This window comes from Escherichia sp. MOD1-EC5189 (genome assembly GCF_002966045.1).
GTDB lineage: Bacteria > Pseudomonadota > Gammaproteobacteria > Enterobacterales > Enterobacteriaceae > Escherichia > Escherichia coli_F.
Genome location: NZ_PTRX01000023.1, coordinates 22,451 through 41,231 on the forward strand (window position 1 = coordinate 22,451; position 18,781 = coordinate 41,231).

At 49.4% G+C, this 18,781-nt stretch carries 12 protein-coding genes and 1 pseudogene; 8 read left to right on the plus strand and 5 right to left on the minus strand.

Going from position 1 to position 18,781, the window contains the following annotated elements; translation table 11 throughout:
* Positions 1-6: 6 nt before the first annotated feature.
* A complete protein-coding gene (locus ATB02_RS18470) occupies positions 7-1,086 on the minus strand; it encodes a PTS fructose transporter subunit EIIC (RefSeq protein WP_001004472.1) in 1,080 nt (359 codons plus the stop codon).
* A gap of 308 nt (positions 1,087-1,394) precedes the next feature.
* Here ATB02_RS18470 and ptsP point away from each other — a divergent pair, with 308 nt between their 5' ends.
* The 4 genes from ptsP to ATB02_RS18490 all read left to right on the plus strand — a co-directional run bounded on the left by ptsP (position 1,395) and on the right by ATB02_RS18490 (position 6,574).
* On the plus strand, positions 1,395-3,896 hold the full coding sequence (gene ptsP / locus ATB02_RS18475; protein ID WP_105272048.1) for a phosphoenolpyruvate--protein phosphotransferase: 2,502 nt from the start codon (positions 1,395-1,397) through the stop codon (positions 3,894-3,896).
* An 11-nt stretch (positions 3,897-3,907) separates the two neighbouring features.
* On the plus strand, positions 3,908-4,570 hold the full coding sequence (fsa, locus tag ATB02_RS18480) for a fructose-6-phosphate aldolase (RefSeq protein ID WP_000424845.1): 663 nt from the start codon (positions 3,908-3,910) through the stop codon (positions 4,568-4,570).
* 10 nt (positions 4,571-4,580) lie between these two features.
* Positions 4,581-5,684, plus strand: coding sequence for a bifunctional L-1,2-propanediol dehydrogenase/glycerol dehydrogenase (gene gldA, locus ATB02_RS18485; protein ID WP_000373989.1), 1,104 nt, complete (start codon positions 4,581-4,583; stop codon positions 5,682-5,684).
* A 272-nt stretch (positions 5,685-5,956) separates the two neighbouring features.
* Entirely contained in the window at positions 5,957-6,574 is a 618-nt protein-coding gene (locus ATB02_RS18490; RefSeq protein WP_000647850.1) for a DUF1287 domain-containing protein, read from the plus strand.
* A gap of 24 nt (positions 6,575-6,598) precedes the next feature.
* Here ATB02_RS18490 and yijE read toward each other — a convergent pair whose 3' ends face one another.
* The 4 genes from yijE to ATB02_RS18510 all read right to left on the minus strand — a co-directional run bounded on the left by yijE (position 6,599) and on the right by ATB02_RS18510 (position 12,933).
* Positions 6,599-7,504, minus strand: a complete 906-nt coding sequence (gene yijE, locus ATB02_RS18495) for a cystine transporter YijE (RefSeq protein ID WP_001271249.1) — start codon at positions 7,502-7,504, stop codon at positions 6,599-6,601.
* Positions 7,505-7,597: 93 nt separating this feature from the next.
* Positions 7,598-9,778, minus strand: a complete 2,181-nt coding sequence (gene katG, locus ATB02_RS18500) for a catalase/peroxidase HPI (protein WP_105272049.1) — start codon at positions 9,776-9,778, stop codon at positions 7,598-7,600.
* Between the two features lie 328 nt (positions 9,779-10,106).
* Entirely contained in the window at positions 10,107-10,997 is an 891-nt protein-coding gene (gene metF / locus ATB02_RS18505; protein ID WP_000007523.1) for a methylenetetrahydrofolate reductase, read from the minus strand.
* A gap of 382 nt (positions 10,998-11,379) precedes the next feature.
* Positions 11,380-12,933 (minus strand): bifunctional metallophosphatase/5'-nucleotidase, encoded by a 1,554-nt coding sequence (locus ATB02_RS18510; protein ID WP_105272050.1) that lies wholly within the window; start codon positions 12,931-12,933, stop codon positions 11,380-11,382.
* A gap of 132 nt (positions 12,934-13,065) precedes the next feature.
* Here ATB02_RS18510 and ATB02_RS18515 point away from each other — a divergent pair, with 132 nt between their 5' ends.
* From ATB02_RS18515 to ATB02_RS18530, 4 genes and pseudogenes are all read left to right on the plus strand, one after another.
* Complete coding sequence (locus ATB02_RS18515) at positions 13,066-14,193, plus strand: hypothetical protein (RefSeq protein ID WP_000067197.1); 1,128 nt, start codon at positions 13,066-13,068, stop codon at positions 14,191-14,193.
* A 232-nt stretch (positions 14,194-14,425) separates the two neighbouring features.
* Positions 14,426-15,976 (plus strand): bifunctional metallophosphatase/5'-nucleotidase, encoded by a 1,551-nt coding sequence (locus ATB02_RS18520; protein ID WP_105272051.1) that lies wholly within the window; start codon positions 14,426-14,428, stop codon positions 15,974-15,976.
* A 40-nt stretch (positions 15,977-16,016) separates the two neighbouring features.
* Complete coding sequence (locus ATB02_RS18525) at positions 16,017-17,636, plus strand: bifunctional metallophosphatase/5'-nucleotidase (RefSeq protein ID WP_105272052.1); 1,620 nt, start codon at positions 16,017-16,019, stop codon at positions 17,634-17,636.
* 77 nt (positions 17,637-17,713) lie between these two features.
* Positions 17,714-18,559 (plus strand): annotated as a pseudogene (locus ATB02_RS18530) (nucleoside-specific channel-forming protein Tsx); the annotation flags it as partial.
* Positions 18,560-18,781 lie beyond the last annotated feature (222 nt).

An 18,781-nucleotide genomic window follows, 5' to 3' on the forward strand; every position in this document is an offset into this window, starting at 1 on the left:
CGTTCCTCAATTAATTTCAAAATCCAAATCCAGGTCGTCTTCTTTTTCATCAGATGAAGACCCATTTTTACGCGCCAGACTTTTCAGCACGTTCACACAAACTGCTGTCACTACTGCCCCGACAGCCACTGCTGCGATATAACCCAGCTTGCCTTCAACCACAGGCAGCACAATCAGACCACCCCAGCCTGCATAGCACTGCGCACCGACCAGCGCCGCAGTTACCGCACCACAAACAGAACCGACCATGATGGAAGGAATGACTCGCAACGGATCGGCAGCGGCGAAAGGAATCGCCCCTTCGGTGACACCAACGCACCCCATCACCAGCGCCGCTTTGCCGGTTTCACGCTCTTCTGCAGAGAAATTTTTACGACCAATCAGCGTCGCCAGCCCCATACCCAGCGGTGGAACACAGATCCCCACGGCAGCAATGGCCACCACGGTATAAACGCCCTGAGCCACACAGATCAGCATGAAGGCATAGGCCACTTTGTTAACCGGGCCGCCCATATCAAAGGCCAGCATCAATCCCATGATCACCGCCAGCATCACTACGCTGCCTTGTTGCATGCCCTGAAGCCACTGGGTCAGGCTGTTGGTCAACGCCCCCACCGGCTCGCCCAGTCCCCACATCATGACACCAGCGGTAATCAGTGTGCCGACGATCGGAATGATGAAGATTGGCATCACCGAGCGCAGAACTTTATGCACCGGAATTTTCTTCAGGTAATGCACCACGATGCCGCCGATAATCCCGGCGATCAGCGCGCCAAAGAAGCCCGCACCAAAGCTGTTACCAACCCAGGCACCGATGGCGCACGGAGCCAGCGCAGAACGTTCTGCAATGGAATAACCGATGTACGCTGCGAGGAAAGGCACCATCAGCGTCAACCCCGCAACGCCGATATCAAACAGTTTTTTCAGATTCGGATCGGCTACGGCATCCGGCACTGCGCCTTTGCCATACAACATGACGGAAACCGCCAGCAAAATACCGCCCGATACCACGAAGGGAATCATATGTGAAACGCCCGTCATTAAATGCTGACGGGTATTTTTCAGGATCTGCACCAACTCATTCATAAGCTGCTCCCGGGCTTGCGAAAGCCCATGTCCATATTTTTGATGGAGGAAACAATAGGCAATCGCAGGCGGAGCAAACAGTGGATAAAAAGGCCATTTACTGGACTTTTGTAATATCAGTACAAAAATGCGATCCGCCTCATAACTTGCGATAACCCGGAAGCATGCCGCAGAACGGCGTCTTGTGAGACGCGTCGCAAATTGACGGTTACATTACATTTGTCCAGCTTTTGGCAGATTTGTCACATGGCAGGCCGTTGCCGTGCGCTCTTATCCTGTAAACAGAAAACCGTACCGGGAGAGAGGCAATGGCCCTGATTGTGGAATTTATTTGTGAGCTACCTAACGGCGTACATGCGCGTCCGGCAAGCCACGTTGAAACGCTGTGTAATACTTTTTCATCACAAATTGAGTGGCATAACCTGCGCACTGACCGCAAGGGCAACGCCAAAAGCGCCCTTGCGCTGATTGGCACCGATACGCTGGTGGGCGATAACTGCCAGTTACTGATTTCGGGGGCCGACGAGCAGGAAGCGCACCAGCGTTTAAGCCAATGGCTGCGCGATGAATTCCCCCACTGCGACGCACCGCTGGCAGAAGTAAAATCTGACGAACTGGAGCCGCTGCCGGTTTCACTGACCAACCTGAATCCGCGAATTATCCGCGCCCGCACCGTGTGCAGCGGTAGCGCAGGCGGCATTCTGACGCCGATCTCTTCTTTAGATCTCAATGCGCTGGGTAACCTCCCCGCAACCAACGGCGTTGACGCCGAGCAATCCGCGCTGGAAAACGGCCTGACACTGGTACTGAAAAATATTGAGTTTCGTCTGCTGGATAGCGACGGTGCTACCAGCGCGATTCTGGAAGCGCACCGCTCCCTGGCTGGCGATACTTCCCTGCGCGAACATTTACTGGCAGGCGTCAGCGCCGGATTAAGCTGCGCCGAAGCAATTGTCGCCAGTGCGAATCACTTTTGCGAAGAGTTCGCCCGTTCCAGCAGCAGCTACCTGCAAGAACGCGCGCTGGATGTGCGCGATGTCTGCTTCCAGTTACTCCAGCAAATCTACGGCGAGAAACGCTTTCCGGCACCGGGCAAGCTGACGCAGCCCGCCATTTGTATGGCTGATGAACTGACCCCTAGCCAGTTCCTCGAACTGGATAAAAATCACCTCAAAGGATTGTTGCTCAAAAGCGGCGGCACCACCTCACACACGGTGATCCTTGCCCGTTCGTTCAACATTCCGACGCTGGTTGGTGTGGATATTGATGCCCTTACTCCGTGGCAGCATCAAACGATTTATATCGACGGCAACGCTGGGGCGATTGTGGTTGAGCCTGGAGAAGCCGTAGCCCGTTATTATCAGCAAGAAGCCCGCGTACAGAACGCCCTTCGTGAGCAACAGCGTGTCTGGCTGACCCAACAAGCCCGTACCGCTGACGGTATCCGCATTGAAATTGCCGCTAACATCGCTCACTCCGTCGAAGCGCAGGCCGCATTCGGCAATGGTGCGGAAGGCGTTGGTTTGTTCCGCACTGAAATGCTCTATATGGATCGCACCAGTGCACCGGGCGAAAGCGAGCTGTACAACATTTTTTGTCAGGCGCTGGAGTCCGCCAACGGACGCAGCATTATTGTGCGCACTATGGATATTGGCGGTGACAAACCCGTTGATTATCTGAATATTCCCGCAGAGGCAAACCCGTTCCTCGGTTATCGCGCCGTACGTATTTATGAAGAGTACGCCTCGTTGTTTACCACGCAGCTACGATCGATCCTGCGCGCCTCCGCTCATGGCAGCCTGAAAATCATGATCCCGATGATCTCTTCAATGGAGGAGATCTTATGGGTGAAAGAAAAACTGGCGGAAGCTAAACAGCAGCTCCGTAACGAACACATTCCGTTTGATGAGAAGATCCAGCTCGGTATCATGCTTGAGGTGCCGTCAGTAATGTTCATCATCGATCAATGCTGTGAAGAGATTGATTTCTTTAGTATTGGTAGTAATGACCTGACGCAATATCTGCTGGCAGTGGATCGCGATAACGCTAAGGTAACTCGTCACTACAACAGCCTGAATCCGGCATTCTTACGAGCGCTTGATTACGCCGTGCAGGCAGTGCATCGCCAGGGCAAATGGATTGGTCTGTGCGGTGAACTGGGGGCGAAAGGTTCCGTGCTGCCGTTGCTGGTCGGTTTAGGGCTGGATGAGTTGAGCATGAGTGCACCGTCAATTCCGGCGGCGAAAGCGCGGATGGCGCAACTTGATAGCCGCGAATGCCGCCAGTTACTCAACCAGGCAATGGCCTGCCGTACTTCGCTGGAAGTGGAACACCTGCTGGCACAATTCCGCATGACGCAACAGGACGCACCGCTGGTCACCGCCGAGTGCATCACGCTGGAAAGCGACTGGCGCAGCAAAGAAGAAGTGCTCAAAGGCATGACCGATAACCTGCTGCTGGCGGGCCGCTGCCGCTATCCGCGTAAACTGGAAGCCGATTTGTGGGCGCGCGAGGCCGTTTTCTCTACCGGTCTGGGCTTTAGTTTTGCCATTCCACACAGCAAATCAGAACACATTGAGCAGTCCACCATCAGCGTAGCGCGTCTGCAAGCGCCGGTGCGCTGGGGCGATGATGAAGCACAATTCATCATTATGTTAACCCTGAACAAACACGCTGCGGGCGATCAGCATATGCGCATTTTCTCGCGCCTCGCTCGTCGCATCATGCACGAAGAATTCCGTAACGCGCTGGTTAACGCCGCCTCTGCCGACGCTATCGCCAGCCTGCTGCAACATGAACTGGAACTGTAAAAGGAAACATCATGGAACTGTATCTGGACACCGCTAACGTCGCAGAAGTCGAACGTCTGGCACGCATATTCCCGATTGCCGGGGTGACAACTAACCCGAGCATTATCGCGGCCAGCAAGGAGTCCATCTGGGAAGTGCTGCCGCGTTTGCAAAAAGCGATTGGTGATGAGGGTATTTTGTTTGCTCAGACCATGAGTCGTGACGCACAGGGTATGGTGGAAGAAGCGAAGCGCCTGCGCGACGCCATTCCGGGCATTGTGGTGAAAATCCCGGTAACTTCCGAAGGTCTTGCCGCCATTAAAATGCTGAAAAAAGAGGGTATTACTACACTTGGCACCGCTGTATATAGCGCCGCACAAGGGTTATTAGCCGCGCTGGCAGGGGCAAAATATGTTGCTCCGTATGTTAACCGCGTCGACGCCCAAGGCGGTGACGGCATTCGTACGGTTCAGGAGCTGCAAGCGCTGTTGGAAATGCACGCGCCAGAAAGCATGGTGCTGGCTGCCAGCTTTAAAACACCGCGTCAGGCGCTGGATTGTTTGCTGGCAGGATGTGAGTCCATCACCCTACCCTTAGATGTAGCGCAACAAATGCTCAACACTCCTGCGGTAGAGTCGGCTATAGAGAAGTTTGAGCACGACTGGAATGCCGCATTTGGCACTACTCATCTCTAAAGGAGCAATTATGGACCGCATTATTCAATCACCGGGTAAATACATCCAGGGCGCAGATGTCATTAATCGTCTGGGCGAGTACCTGAAGCCGCTGGCAGAACGCTGGTTAGTGGTGGGTGACAAATTTGTTTTAGGTTTTGCTCAATCCACTGTCGAGAAAAGCTTTAAAGATGCTGGACTGGTAGTAGAAATTGCGCCGTTTGGCGGTGAATGTTCGCAAAATGAGATCGACCGTCTGCGTGGCATCGCGGAGACTGCGCAGTGTGGCGCAATTCTCGGTATCGGTGGCGGAAAAACCCTCGATACTGCCAAAGCGCTGGCACATTTCATGGGTGTTCCGGTAGCGATCGCACCGACTATTGCCTCTACCGACGCACCGTGCAGCGCGCTGTCTGTTATCTACACCGATGATGGTGAGTTTGACCGCTATTTGCTGTTGCCAAATAACCCGAATATGGTCATTGTCGACACCAAAATCGTCGCGGGCGCACCTGCACGTCTGTTAGCGGCGGGTATCGGCGATGCGCTGGCGACCTGGTTTGAAGCGCGTGCTTGCTCTCGTAGCGGTGCGACCACAATGGCGGGCGGTAAGTGTACTCAGGCAGCGCTGGCGCTGGCTGAACTGTGCTACAACACGCTGCTGGAAGAAGGCGAAAAAGCGATGCTTGCCGCCGAACAGCATGTAGTAACTCCAGCACTGGAACGCGTGATTGAAGCGAACACCTATTTGAGCGGCGTTGGCTTTGAAAGCGGTGGGCTGGCTGCGGCGCACGCGGTGCATAACGGCCTGACTGCAATCCCTGATGCCCATCACTATTATCATGGTGAAAAAGTGGCATTCGGTACGCTGACGCAGCTGGTTCTGGAAAATGCGCCGGTGGAAGAAATCGAAACCGTAGCTGCACTTAGCCATGCGGTAGGTTTGCCAATAACCCTCGCTCAACTGGATATTAAAGAAGATGTCCCGGCGAAAATGCGGATTGTGGCAGAAGCGGCATGTGCAGAAGGTGAAACCATCCACAACATGCCTGGCGGCGCGACGCCAGATCAGGTTTACGCCGCACTGCTGGTAGCCGACCAGTACGGTCAGCGTTTCCTGCAAGAGTGGGAATAATCTATGCCAAACTCCCGGCTTGTCCGGGAGTTTGAACGCAAAATTGCCTGATGCGCTACACTTATCAGGCCTACGAAATCTCTGCAATATATCGAATTTACTTGATTTCGCAGGTCGGATAAGGCGTTCACGCCGCATCCGGCACTCTGTGCCATTAATCTGATACTCCCACGTTGTTCGGGAGTTTTTATCCGCTTCTGGACATTTTCTCCACAGAACAATCGTTAGCCCGGAAGGTCGAATCTGTGAATATTTTTTCACGGACGAAACAGATGAAAGCTTCACTGGCGTTGTTCAGTCTTCTGACGGCATTTACCAGCCACTCCTTAAAATCTCCCGCCGTTCCACTAACCGTGGTACAAATCCAGGCCAACACCAATCTTGCCATCGCAGACGGTGCCAGACAGCAAATTGGCAGCACGCTATTTTACGATCCGGCGTATGTGCAGCTTACTTATCCTGGCGGTGATGTCCCGCAAGAACGCGGCGTATGTTCCGATGTGGTGATCCGCGCCCTGCGCAGCCAGAAGGTCGATTTGCAAAAACTGGTTCACGAAGATATGGCGAAGAATTTTGCCGATTATCCGCAAAAGTGGAAGCTAAAGCGCCCGGACAGCAACATCGATCACCGTCGGGTGCCTAATCTGGAAACCTGGTTTACCCGCCACGATAAAACACGCCCCACCAGCAAAAACGCCAGTGACTACCAAGCGGGCGATATTGTCTCCTGGCGATTAGATAATGGGCTGGCGCATATCGGAGTGGTGTCAGATGGCTTTGCCCGCGACGGTACGCCGCTGGTGATACATAACATTGGCGCAGGCGCGCAGGAAGAAGACGTGCTGTTTAGCTGGCGGATGGTGGGGCATTATCGGTATTTTGCTAAATAAGCGCTCGCCCCACCTGTAAAAAATTCAGATCCTTTTTACGCTGACGGCTTCTTTTTTCTTACGGCTCACCAGCGCCAGTGCCAGCACAATCAGCACAATACCGCTGCCTTCAACCGCGCCGGGATTTTCACCGAGCAGCCACCAGGAAAAGAGTACGCCGCAAACGGGAACCGCCAGCGTACTTAAGCTGGCGATACTGGCGGGCAAGTTTTTCAGCACAAACAACCATAAGCTCCAGGCCAGCGCCGTCGCCAGAATCGCACTGTAGGCCAGCGCCCAGAATACGGTGGGCTGCCAGTCAATTTCACGTTGCGGCACCAGTAAAGCGACCGCACTCATCACCAGCGCCGCATACAACATCTGCCAGGATGTTAACGACAATAAATCTACGCGCGGATGACGGGCGTAAAGGCGTTTAGCGACAATGGCACTCGCCCCCCAACTGACACCAGAGAGGATCGCCAGCATGGCGCTTTTCATCGAAGAGAAATCGAGTTGCCACGGCTGCAACACCAAAAATAAGCCGAAAGCGGCAATCAGAATCGCCAAATATTGCCCGCGTCGCAGGCGTTCACCGAGAAACAACGCGGCGAAAATCACCACCCAGAATGGCATGGTATAGCTCAGGATCGCCACCTTCCCCGCTCCGCCGCTCACCAGCGCCCACTGCGCCAGGCCAACCATCCCGCAGGTTTGTAACAGGGCAATGGCTAAGGTGTATTTAAAGGGCGTCGGGCGCATTCCGCGACCACGTAATAAAAGGACGATGAATAAAACGAGAGCGCCGAAAATGCAGCGTAAAGCGGTAAAGTCGAAGGCACCGATGTAACTGGTGACTTGCTTCATGAAAATCCAGCTATAACTCCAGATAAGTGTGAGCACAACCAGGCCACTGATTGCCAGTGGGTTGCTCTTTCCTGCGGCAGACATGAGAGATCCAGTGTTTAGTTTTCCTGTGGACACTATACGCTGGTAAAGAAACTTCAGCGACTGCCAGAAAGACAGTCGCTGAAGAAGGTCAGATTACAGCAGGTCGAAACGGTCGAGGTTCATCACTTTCACCCATGCCGCCACGAAGTCTTTAACAAATTTCTCGTGGGCATCGCTGCTGGCGTAAACTTCCGCCACCGCACGCAGGACTGAGTTAGAACCAAAGACCAGATCCGCACGGCTGGCCGTGTATTTCACTTCGCCGGTTTCACGGTCACGGCCTTCGAACAGCTCTTTCGATTCGTCGGTCGCTTTCCACTCGTAACGCATATCCAGCAAGTTCACGAAGAAGTCATTGCTCAATACACCAACGCGGTCAGTGAAGACGCCGTTTTTGCTGCCATCGAAGTTGGCACCCAGTACACGCATCCCGCCCACCAGCGCGGTCATTTCCGGCGCGGTCAGAGTCAGTTGCTGTGCTTTATCAATCAGCAGTGACTCAGTGGTGGAAACGTCCAGACGAGCACGATAGTTACGGAAACCGTCAGCAATCGGCTCCAACAGCTCAAACATTTCAATGTCAGTTTGATCCTGACGCGCATCAACGCGGCCCGGCGTAAACGGTACATGAATGCTCAAACCTGCGGCGCTTGCGGCTTTCTCTACGCCAACCACACCAGCCAGCACAATGATATCCGCCAGCGAAGCTTTGCCAGACTCTTTCTGAATTTTCTCCAGAACTGGCAGGGCACGAACGGCTGCGGCGTTCACATCCCAGTCGCGCTGCGGCATTAATGCCAGACGCGCACCGTTGGCACCACCGCGTTTGTCGCCACCACGGAAGGTTGAAGCAGACGCCCAGGCCACCGACACCAGTTCGCTGACAGACAGACCAGAATCCGCAATCGCGAATTTCAGATCGATAATGTCCTGCTCGGTCGGGTTGTAGATCGGCTGCGGCAGCGGATCTTGCCAGATCAGATCTTCTTTCGGTACTTCCGGCCCGATGTAGCGAGATTTCGGTCCCATATCCCTGTGCGTCAGTTTGAACCAGGCACGGGCAAAGGCTTCGTTAAACGCCTGCGGATCGTTGAGGAAGCGACGAGAGATCTTCTCGAACTCCGGATCAAAACGCAGCGTCAGGTCAGTCACCAGCATTGTCGGTTTACGTCTCTTCGACGGATCAAACGGATCCGGGATAATTTCCGGTGCGTCTACCGCTTCGAACTGGATTGCGCCAGCCGGGCTGCGAGTCTGTACCCACTCATATTTGAACAGGTTCTCGAAGAAATAGTTGCTCCACTGGGTCGGTGTCTGGGTCCAGACCACTTCCAGACCAGAGGTGATGGCATCTGCGCCAACGCCGCTGCCGTAAGTGCTCGCCCAGCCTAAACCTTGTTCTTCAATCGGTGCAGCTTCTGGATCAGGACCTACGTTAGAAGTCGGACCGGCACCGTGGGTTTTACCCAGCGTATGACCACCCGCAATCAGCGCCACGGTTTCTTCGTCGTTCATACCCATGTTGCCGAAGGTCGCGCGGATAGCTGCTGCCGCAGAGAGCGGTTCGCCGCTGTGATCCGGGCCTTCCGGGTTAACGTAAATCAGGCCCATCTCGGTTGCGCCCAGCGGTGCTTTCGCCAGTGCTTCCGGATGACGGTGAGTCAGCCAGGCTTTTTCATCACCCCAGTTAACGTCCAGATCCGGTTCCCAGACGTCTTCACGACCGGCACCAAAACCGAAGGTACGGAAGCCGGAGTTTTCCAGCGCCACGTTACCCGCGAGGATAAACAGGTCTGCCCAGGAGATTTTCTGACCATATTTCTGTTTGATTGGCCACAACAGGCGACGCGCTTTATCGAGGCTGACGTTATCCGGCCAGGAGTTCAGCGGTGCAAAACGTTGCTGACCACGACCCGCGCCGCCGCGACCGTCGATTGAACGGTAAGTACCCGCGCCGTGCCAGGCCATACGAATAAACAGACCGGCGTAGCTGCCCCAGTCGGCGGGCCACCACGGTTGAGATTCTGTCAGCAGGGCTTTCAGATCTTTTTTCAGGCCGTAGTAATCTAATTTGCTGAATTCTTTGCGGTAGTCAAAGTCCTCACCCAGCGGGTTAGAACGATTAGAATGTTGGTTTAACAGGTCAACACGGAGTTGATTTGGCCACCAGTCGCGCGTGGTTGTGCCCCCACCCGCGCTCTGGTCGTGACCGCCCTGATGGAACGGGCATTTGCCAGTGGCTGTCGTGTTATGGATATCGTCTGACGTGCTCATCAATGTGCTCCCCTCTACAGTGTTACCGTTACGATACACAGCGTTAGAGAGAAGTTATAATTGAATTAATCCACGGATGCGATAGTTGAGATCTTACATATTGTTGGTTAAAGAGATGTAGATCAAATTGATCGTAATTAAGCTTTTTTGATTATGTCCGATTTCGGACAAATACTTTATAAAAAAGGGTTTTAGCTTCGTATCCTTCAAGAAATGAGGGAGAAAACGAGGCTGACTACCTTATTTTTCCGCCCTCATTTCGAGGCAGCATTTTGTGCTCTGTTTAAAATTTGTGATCACAGTGTGATTTTCACAAAAGTCACACTATTTATAAACCAGGTCGAACACCCAGCGTATGGCAAATCGCGTAACTCATTTCAGCGCGGTTAAGCGTATAGAAGTGGAAATCTTTCACTCCTTCACGGCTTAAAATCTTCACCATATCCATCGCGATATTTGCGCCCACCAGCTTGCGGGTTTCAGCATCGTCATCCAGGCCGTCGAACATTTGTGCCATCCACGCCGGAATACGCACGTTAGTCATGTCGGCAAATTTCTTCGCCTGTTTAAAGTTCGAAACCGGCAAAATGCCCGGAATAATTTCCACATCAATGCCTGCCGAGACGCAGCGATCGCGAAAACGCAGGTAGCTTTCAACATCGAAGAAGAACTGAGTAATGGCGCGGTTGGCTCCGGCATCCACTTTTCGTTTCAGATTAAGCAAATCTGCCTGGGCGCTTTTCGCTTCCGGATGCACTTCCGGATACGCCGCCACGGAGATATCGAAATCCGCGACCTCTTTTAACAACGTCACCAGGTCAGAAGCATACATTTCTGGCTTACCACTTCCCGGCGGCAGGTCGCCACGCAGCGCCACGATATGGCGAATACCGTTGTTCCAGTAGTCGCGTGCAATGGTGCGCAGCTCGTCGGGCGTCGCATCAATACAGGTCAGATGTGGTGCTGCTTCCAGACCAGTGCGATCTTTAATGCCTTTAATAATGCTGTGCGTACGGTCGCGCTCGCCGGAGTTCGCGCCATAGGTCACCGATACAAACTTCGGTTTCAGACTGCTAAGGCGATCGATGGAGTTCCACAGGGTCTGCTCCATTTCACTGGTACGCGGCGGGAAAAACTCGAACGAAACGTTAATCTGCCCCTGGACTTCTGCCAGACTCTGATTCAGGGCATCCCGCTGGCTGGCGTGAAAAAAGCTCATACCTTACCTCATCAATCGCTTGTAGTTATATGTTGTGTTGTGCACATCTATCCGTTTAGACGTCCAGATGTAAAGATGAAGGAAAAGCTGAAGGGCGTCAACCGAAAAATGACCAATGATGGTGAGGAAAAATCAGGGAAGATGAAAAAAACTCATCTTAATTAGAGGTAATAAAGAGATTTCTTTATAGCGCAATCAACCTCACTCGTTTTGACTGATATACAGGCAACACAACGGCACCTGTTCTCATTCGAAAAACAACGCCCTGCCACCAGATGGTGATGCTAAAGCATCTGATTCGGCCTGCGCTCTCGTGTAGGCCGAATACAGAATCTGCGAAATCAACTGGTAACAAACAGTAGAGTCAACTCAGTGCGTACTTTTATTTAATATCTTTCACGCGCATACCGTTGATCTGTTCATCCGTGATGGTGTTACCCGCTTTAAAGTAATCAACCACCGCGTGATAAACGTAATAACCGCCCGTCGTATTGCGCGCTTTACCCTCGGTAAACGCGGTAAAACCATCTCCACCATCAGCAAGGAAACTCTGAGTAGCAATGTGGTAAACCGTCGCATCTTCAATCGGTTTGCCATTCAGCGTCAGCGAGATAACCCGCTGACCAACCGGCTTGCTGCTGTCGTACTTCATTTCCAGGCCTTTCGATACCTGTAAAACGCCATTACTTAAACTTGCGCCGTGTTCCATCAAACCGCGTAATTGTTTACCCGTGAGTTCCATCGTCACCAGTTCGTTGGGGAACGGGAAGGTACTGATGACGCCACCCATCGTAATTGCACCCGCCGGGATCTCATTGCGAATCCCACCAGAGTTGGTTAACGCCAACTGGGTATTTTTACCCGCCGCTACCAGTAAAGCGTCTGCCGCCAGGTTCCCCAGGGATGCCGATTCACCATAGGCACGTTTTAATTCAACTGGCGATTGCGCCACCGTTTGCTGCACGACTTCATCCAGCTTTTTATTCCAACTATCAATCACCTGTTTTGTTTGCGCATCGGGCTTCCACTCGTCGGCGTAAAGGGTTTTAAGCTCGAAGTTTTTCACCGTAAAAGTGTGCGGTTTCTCTTTGTAGTCGAGAACCAGTTTACCCACATCAATCCCTCCGCTGTCAGTGGAAAGGATGAGCGTATTGCCGACTTTAATCGGTTCCGGCGTACCCACATGTGCATGTCCGGTGATCAAAATATCCAGCCCTTTCACCTGACTTGCCGTCTGAATATCTTTATCCAGTGCGCGACGCACATCTGTGCCTCCCATACTGGACTGGCGGGCCGGAACACCTTCGTGGATCAGGGCAACGGTCAAATCAACCTTGCCTTTGAGTTCATCGATATAACGTTGTAGCCATTTAATTTCATCACGCGCCTCAATACCCACTCGCGTTGCCGCAGATACCGTATCATTAAAGGCAAATACACCGTGCAAACCAATCACGCCAATTTTCACGCCGTCTTTTTCAATGATGGTATAGGGCTTATCCCAGAATGATTTACTGCTGTTCTGATAAAAAACATTACCCTGCACAATCGCGAATTTTGCCTGACTCAACTGTAATAACGTATTGTCCCAGCCGTGATCAAATTCATGATTACCTATAGTGACCGCATCGAACGGCATGGTATTCATAATATCGATAATCGCCTTGCCTTTAGTCAGGCTGCTGATATACGGCCCGGTAAAATAGTCACCCGCATCAAAAAACCAGGTCGCTTTGTTTTTAGCTTTTTCTTGTTTAACAAGCGTAGTGATATTTGCCCAGCCGCCAATATCTCGTTTACCGTCAGCAATCCACGGCACTTTATAAGGCTCTACATGTGCATGGAGGTCGTTGGTATAAATAATGGTGACATCTTTGGCGCAGGCCCAAAACGGCAGTGTTAATGCGATACCCGCAGCAAGCATTTTAATTTTCATAAACAATCCCTTCCAGTGAGATAAAGGATTGCTACATTACGTTCTGAAAGGCTTTTTTATGTGAGAATACTCACATCCAGAGGCGATAACTGTAGGACAAAATCAACGACCTTATGAAATCGTTGGTGATATATGTCAAATCTGTTTGCGATTAATGTCTGTAAAACGTTCGGTTGTCGAAATTTGGGATTGGCCTCATCGGAAGATTACAGTTGGCCAGACTATAAACTGGGTTTTCCGGCACTGCACTGCCAGGCATGCGGAAGTTACCCCCCTTTGTTTGATGAACAACAATTTCGTGACTGGTTGTCAGTTCACATGACTGCGTGTGCCATAGAAACAGGGCATTTTTGTCCATCATGCTATTGTAAAGAAAAGATTTTTTATGGCCACAACCCGCAGGGAACACAACGCGTTCAATGCCGTTCATGCAAAAAAGTCTGGACTCCGAAACAGCAGCCAGCAAGAGAAATTACGTATCCCCAGTCCATTGAAACCGTTCAACTGTTCATGCCCTTTCAAGGAGCCAGCGCAGTACAAAAGCTCTATGTTTTAGTCAGTCTTGACGCCACTCGTGGCAACATCCTTCATCTCTCCACGAATTATACGCAACATCAGACAGGAGACAGTCTGCGGTACAGTTACAGAGGCAATACAGAACCAACTGAGCACCATAGCGATATTGTGCAGAGGGTAGATATGCGTGAAGCGCAATTCTTGCGCCGGAGCCAGTTCGATGAAATTCAGTATGGCAGTGCTGTGCTCAAGCGCAATGGCAAGGGAGCCATACTACGCCCGGTTATCACGGCACACGGGCATTTCAGAATACTGAAAATCCGCTTTCCACATGTCAAAACGCATATCATTTCACACGAATGTTTTCTGAGAGGCGCAATTATTACAGCCTGGGCAGATCAGTTCCGCCAACAACAAGGCGAACTTTGGTTCGTAGAAGAAGAAATCAGCGACCGTAACGCTGATATTCCCTGGCATTTTCAGGGAACGACATACCATGGGTGGTGGCAAAATCAGTGGCAACGCTGGGGGCAGGGGAATAACAGCAAGATGGTCTGCCTGCTCACAGGAGTCTCTTTAGAAAGGGGCGCAAATGTTTCTCTGGCAACCAGTCGTTGCTTTATCACATGGCTGACAGACCAACACGACTTTACCCAAAGCGCGTTATTATCCGCAGGTCGCGTAACGAAAATGCTGACCTCACTGGCGTTAAAATACAATGAATCGCTCACTCCATCTTGTTAGTCAATACACTCGACAAACGACCATAAATTAATGGGATCACTATTTCTCATTTAATTAAATATATGAATGTATGACTGAAAAATATAATCACAGTCAATGTTTAATTAATAACATTATTTGTTACTAAGATCACATAATACTTTCCTGACCTATGCTCTTATAAAAATAAGACACGGTGTTCCTTTTATTTAAATAATTCAACCAATGTAACAACCCCTATCAAGGAGGGATGATGAGAACTGTATTTACGACTTTATCAGTCATATTCAGCGTGATGTTTTCTCACAGTATACTAGCTCAGGACGTTACTATTTATTATACGAATGATATTCACGCACATGTCAATCCGGCAAAAATTCCCGCTGTTGATAAGAACAGACTTGTAGGTGGTATGGCTAATATTGCAGGCATCGTTAATGAAGCGAAGAAAAAAAACAAAGATGTCTTTTTCTTTGATGCAGGCGACTATTTTACCGGTCCGTATATCAGTACCCTGACCAAAGGTGAAGCTATTATTGATATCATGAACACCATGCCCTTTGATGCGGTGTCCGTTGGTAATCACGAGTTCGATCACGGCGTGCCCAATATGGTATCTCAGTTATCAAAAGCAAAATTCCCCATTCTGCTGGGAAATATTTACTACACCGATACAAATAGACCAGTTTGGGATCATCCGTGGACCATTATCGAAAAAGATGGTTTAAAGATTGGTGTGATTGGATTGCATGGTGCATTCGCTTTCTATGATACAGTCGCGGCAAAAGCACGTGAAGGCGTAGAAGCCAGAGACGAAATTAAATATTTAAATAAAGCACTTGCAGAATTAAAAGGTAAAGTCGACATTACCGTTTTGCTAATTCACGAAGGTGTTCCGGCGCGTCAATCAAGCTTTGGTAGTAAAGATGTGGAGCGGCTACTACAGGCAGATATTGAGACAGCTAAAAAAGTGAATGGTGTTGATGTCTTAATTACCGGTCACGCACATGTCGGAACACCGCAACCAATAAAAGTTAATAACACATTAATTGTATCTACCGATGCATACGGCACCGACATCGGAAAACTTGTGCTTGATTACAATCCGAAAACAAAGAAAATTGATAGTTATAATGGTGAGTTAATCACCATCTTTGCAGATCAATTTAAACCTGACACCATCGTTCAAAATACTATCGATAAATGGAGCGTAAAGCTTAACAAAATCACACAGGAAGTTGTCGGCCATTCTCCCGTAGTTTTAACACGTGAGTATGGCAGTTCTTCTTCTACCGGTAACCTTATTCTGGATGCAATGATGGAAAAAGCACCTGATGCCATTGCCGGATTTCAAAATAGCGGTGGGATGCGAGCTGATTTTCCTAAAGGTGATATCACACTGGGAGATGTTATTAGCACATTCCCCTTTAATAATGACCTCATCGAGATGGATTTGACGGGCCGCGATCTCAAATCATTGATGACGCATGCAACCAATCTAACTAACGGTGTGTTACAGGTTTCAAAAAGCGTTGCGGTTGTCTATGACAGCAAAAAACCACTCAACCAGCGGTTAATCTCTTTCACCATTAACGGCAAACCCGTGGAAGATAATCAAACATATCGTATTGCCACGCACTCCTTTTGTGCCAGTGGTGGTGACGGTTTTGAAGCATTTTTAAATGGAAAAAATGTGAAGACGATACCGGGAACAACCTCGGCGGAATCTATCATCGATTATTTCAAAAATCATAAACCTGTCACCCCAGACTTAACTAAACGAGTCATGGACGTCGCCAAATAAAATATCATTTATCAGTCTATTTATTTAACAAGGAATGCGAATGAAAACAGTGCAGCGTACTTTACTTGCCGCAACATTGCTGACTATTTTTTCGGTCTCAGTCATGGCGCAGGATGTCACGATTATTTATACAAATGATCTTCACGCTCATGTGGATTCTTATAAAGTGCCGTATATCGCAGACGGAAAACGCGACATTGGCGGCTTTGCCAATATATCTACTTTAGTAAAACAAGAGAAAGCAAAAAATAAAGCCACCTTTTATTTTGATGCTGGAGACTATTTCACCGGCCCTTATATCAGCAGTCTGACAAAGGGCGAAGCAATAATTGACATTATGAATACCATGCCTTTTGACGCAGTATCAATCGGCAATCATGAGTTTGACCATGGCTGGGATAATGCCCTGCGACAATTAAGCAAAGCGAATTTTCCTGTTTTATTGGGCAATGTTTATCATAAAGAGAGTGAGAAACCCTTCTGGAACAAGCCCTACACCATCCTGGAAAAAGATGGCATCAAGATTGGTATTATTGGGCTACACGGCGTATTTGCATTTAATGATACGGTCTCGGAGCTCTCTCTCCAGGGACTCGATAATGACAATAATAACCGCTTTGATAAATCTTCCGAGACCCTTAAGAATCAGGGGATTGAAGCACGTGATGAAGTGAAGTATTTGCAGCATTATATCGACGAGTTACGTGATAAGGTTGACCTCACTGTGGCGCTGGTTCATGAAGGCGTTCCGGCGCGTCAGTCCAGCATTGGCAATACAGATGTTAGACGCGCTCTTGATAAAGATATTCAAACCGCTAGCAAGGTGAAAGGATTGGATATTCTGATTACCGGGCATGCCCACGTCGGAACGCCAGAACCAATCAAAGTCGGCAACACCTTAATCCTTTCAACTGATAGTGGCGGTATCGATATTGGTAAATTAGTCCTTGATGTCAACCCTACAGCTCGTACCCATAAAATGAAGAGCTTTGAGCTGAAAACAGTTTATGCCGATGAATGGATACCCGATCCAACGACACAAAAAGTTATCAATGGCTGGAATAAAAAACTGGCGGATATTGTACGCCAACCAGTGGGTGAATCATCGATTGCATTAACTCGCGCCTATGGTGAGTCATCGCAACTAGGCAACCTGTTTACCGATGCAATGCTTGTCGCTGCTCCGACTGCACAGATTGCATTGATAAACTCCGGCAGCTTACGTGCGGATATAAATGCAGGCACGATTACCTTTGGCGACATTACCAGTACATTCCCCTTCAAGAATGAACTTACTGAAATGGATCTCAGCGGTAAGGATCTGCGTAACCTACTGGAACACGGGGCATCGCTTACCAATGGCATCCTGCAAATGTCAAAAGGCGCAGAAATGCGCTATACCCCGCAGAAACCAGTAGGTCAGCGCATAGTATCTTTTAAAATTAATGGTGAAGAGATCGTTGATACGAATATTTACCATGTTGCAACAACGACTTTCCTTGCACTGGGGGGCGATGGTTTTCTGGCATTCAAAGAAGGGAAAAATGTTCAGGTCCGCGCCGGAAATAACATGTCCGATGTCGTGATCGATTATTTGAAGAAAGGCCACAAGATTACGCCTGCACAGGTAAATGAAATGCGGGTGGACGTTAGCAAATAATAAAAAAATTATAATGCCATTCATTCACTGAATGGCATTATTTTCTCTAAATCAACAATAGATAATGAGATATATTTATGTGTATAAAAAAGCACGGGATAGCTTTATCGATTCTATTAATACCTTGCATTGGAAACGCTCAGGAAATTAAAAGTGAGGAAGGCTGGTTACATCAAAGCTTGAATGTCATTGGTCGCACAGACTCTCGCTTTGGCCCAAGGCTGACTAACGACCTCTACCCTGAATATACTGTAGCAGGAAGAAAAGACTGGTTTGATTTTTATGGTTATGTTGATCTACCAAAATTCTTTGGCGTCGGCAGTCACTATGATGTTGGGATCTGGGATGAGGGCTCACCACTATTTACGGAAATAGAACCTCGGTTTTCCATTGACAAATTCACCGGATTAAATCTTGCGTTCGGCCCTTTTAAAGAATGGTTCATTGCAAACAACTATGTCTATGATATGGGTGACAACCAGTTATCCCGGCAAAGTACATGGTATATGGGGCTTGGTACAGATATCGACACGGGTCTACCAATTAAGCTTTCTGCCAATATATACGCCAAGTATCAGTGGCAAAACTATGGTGCCGCTAATGAAAATGAATGGGACGGATATCGATTCAAAATAAAATATAGCATTCCTCTTACCCATTTATTCGGAGGGCGATTGGTATACAATAGTTTTACTAACTTTGATTTTGGCTCCGATCTTGCGGACAAATCACACAATAATAAACGAACCAGTAATGCTATTGCTTCAAGCCATATCCTTTCCCTGCTATATGAACACTGGAAATTTGCATTTACACTACGTTATTTTCACAACGGTGGACAATGGAATGCTGGGGAGAAAGTTAACTTCGGAGATGGTCCATTTGAATTAAAAAACACAGGATGGGGAACCTATACTACTATTGGTTATCAATTTTAAATCAGGTGATGTTTTAGATATTTTTACTTAATGCCATTTTGTAATTGTCATAAATAACTTCACCATTCACACTGTGAATTCATCGCTCAACACAAAAGCCCCCTTATTACCGGGGCACTGACCAAAGGCAAAATGACAATCAATCACCACCTCCGCAGGAGGTGGTTTAGAGGTGACAACAAAAGCTGGCAACTGCCAGCTTTTGTT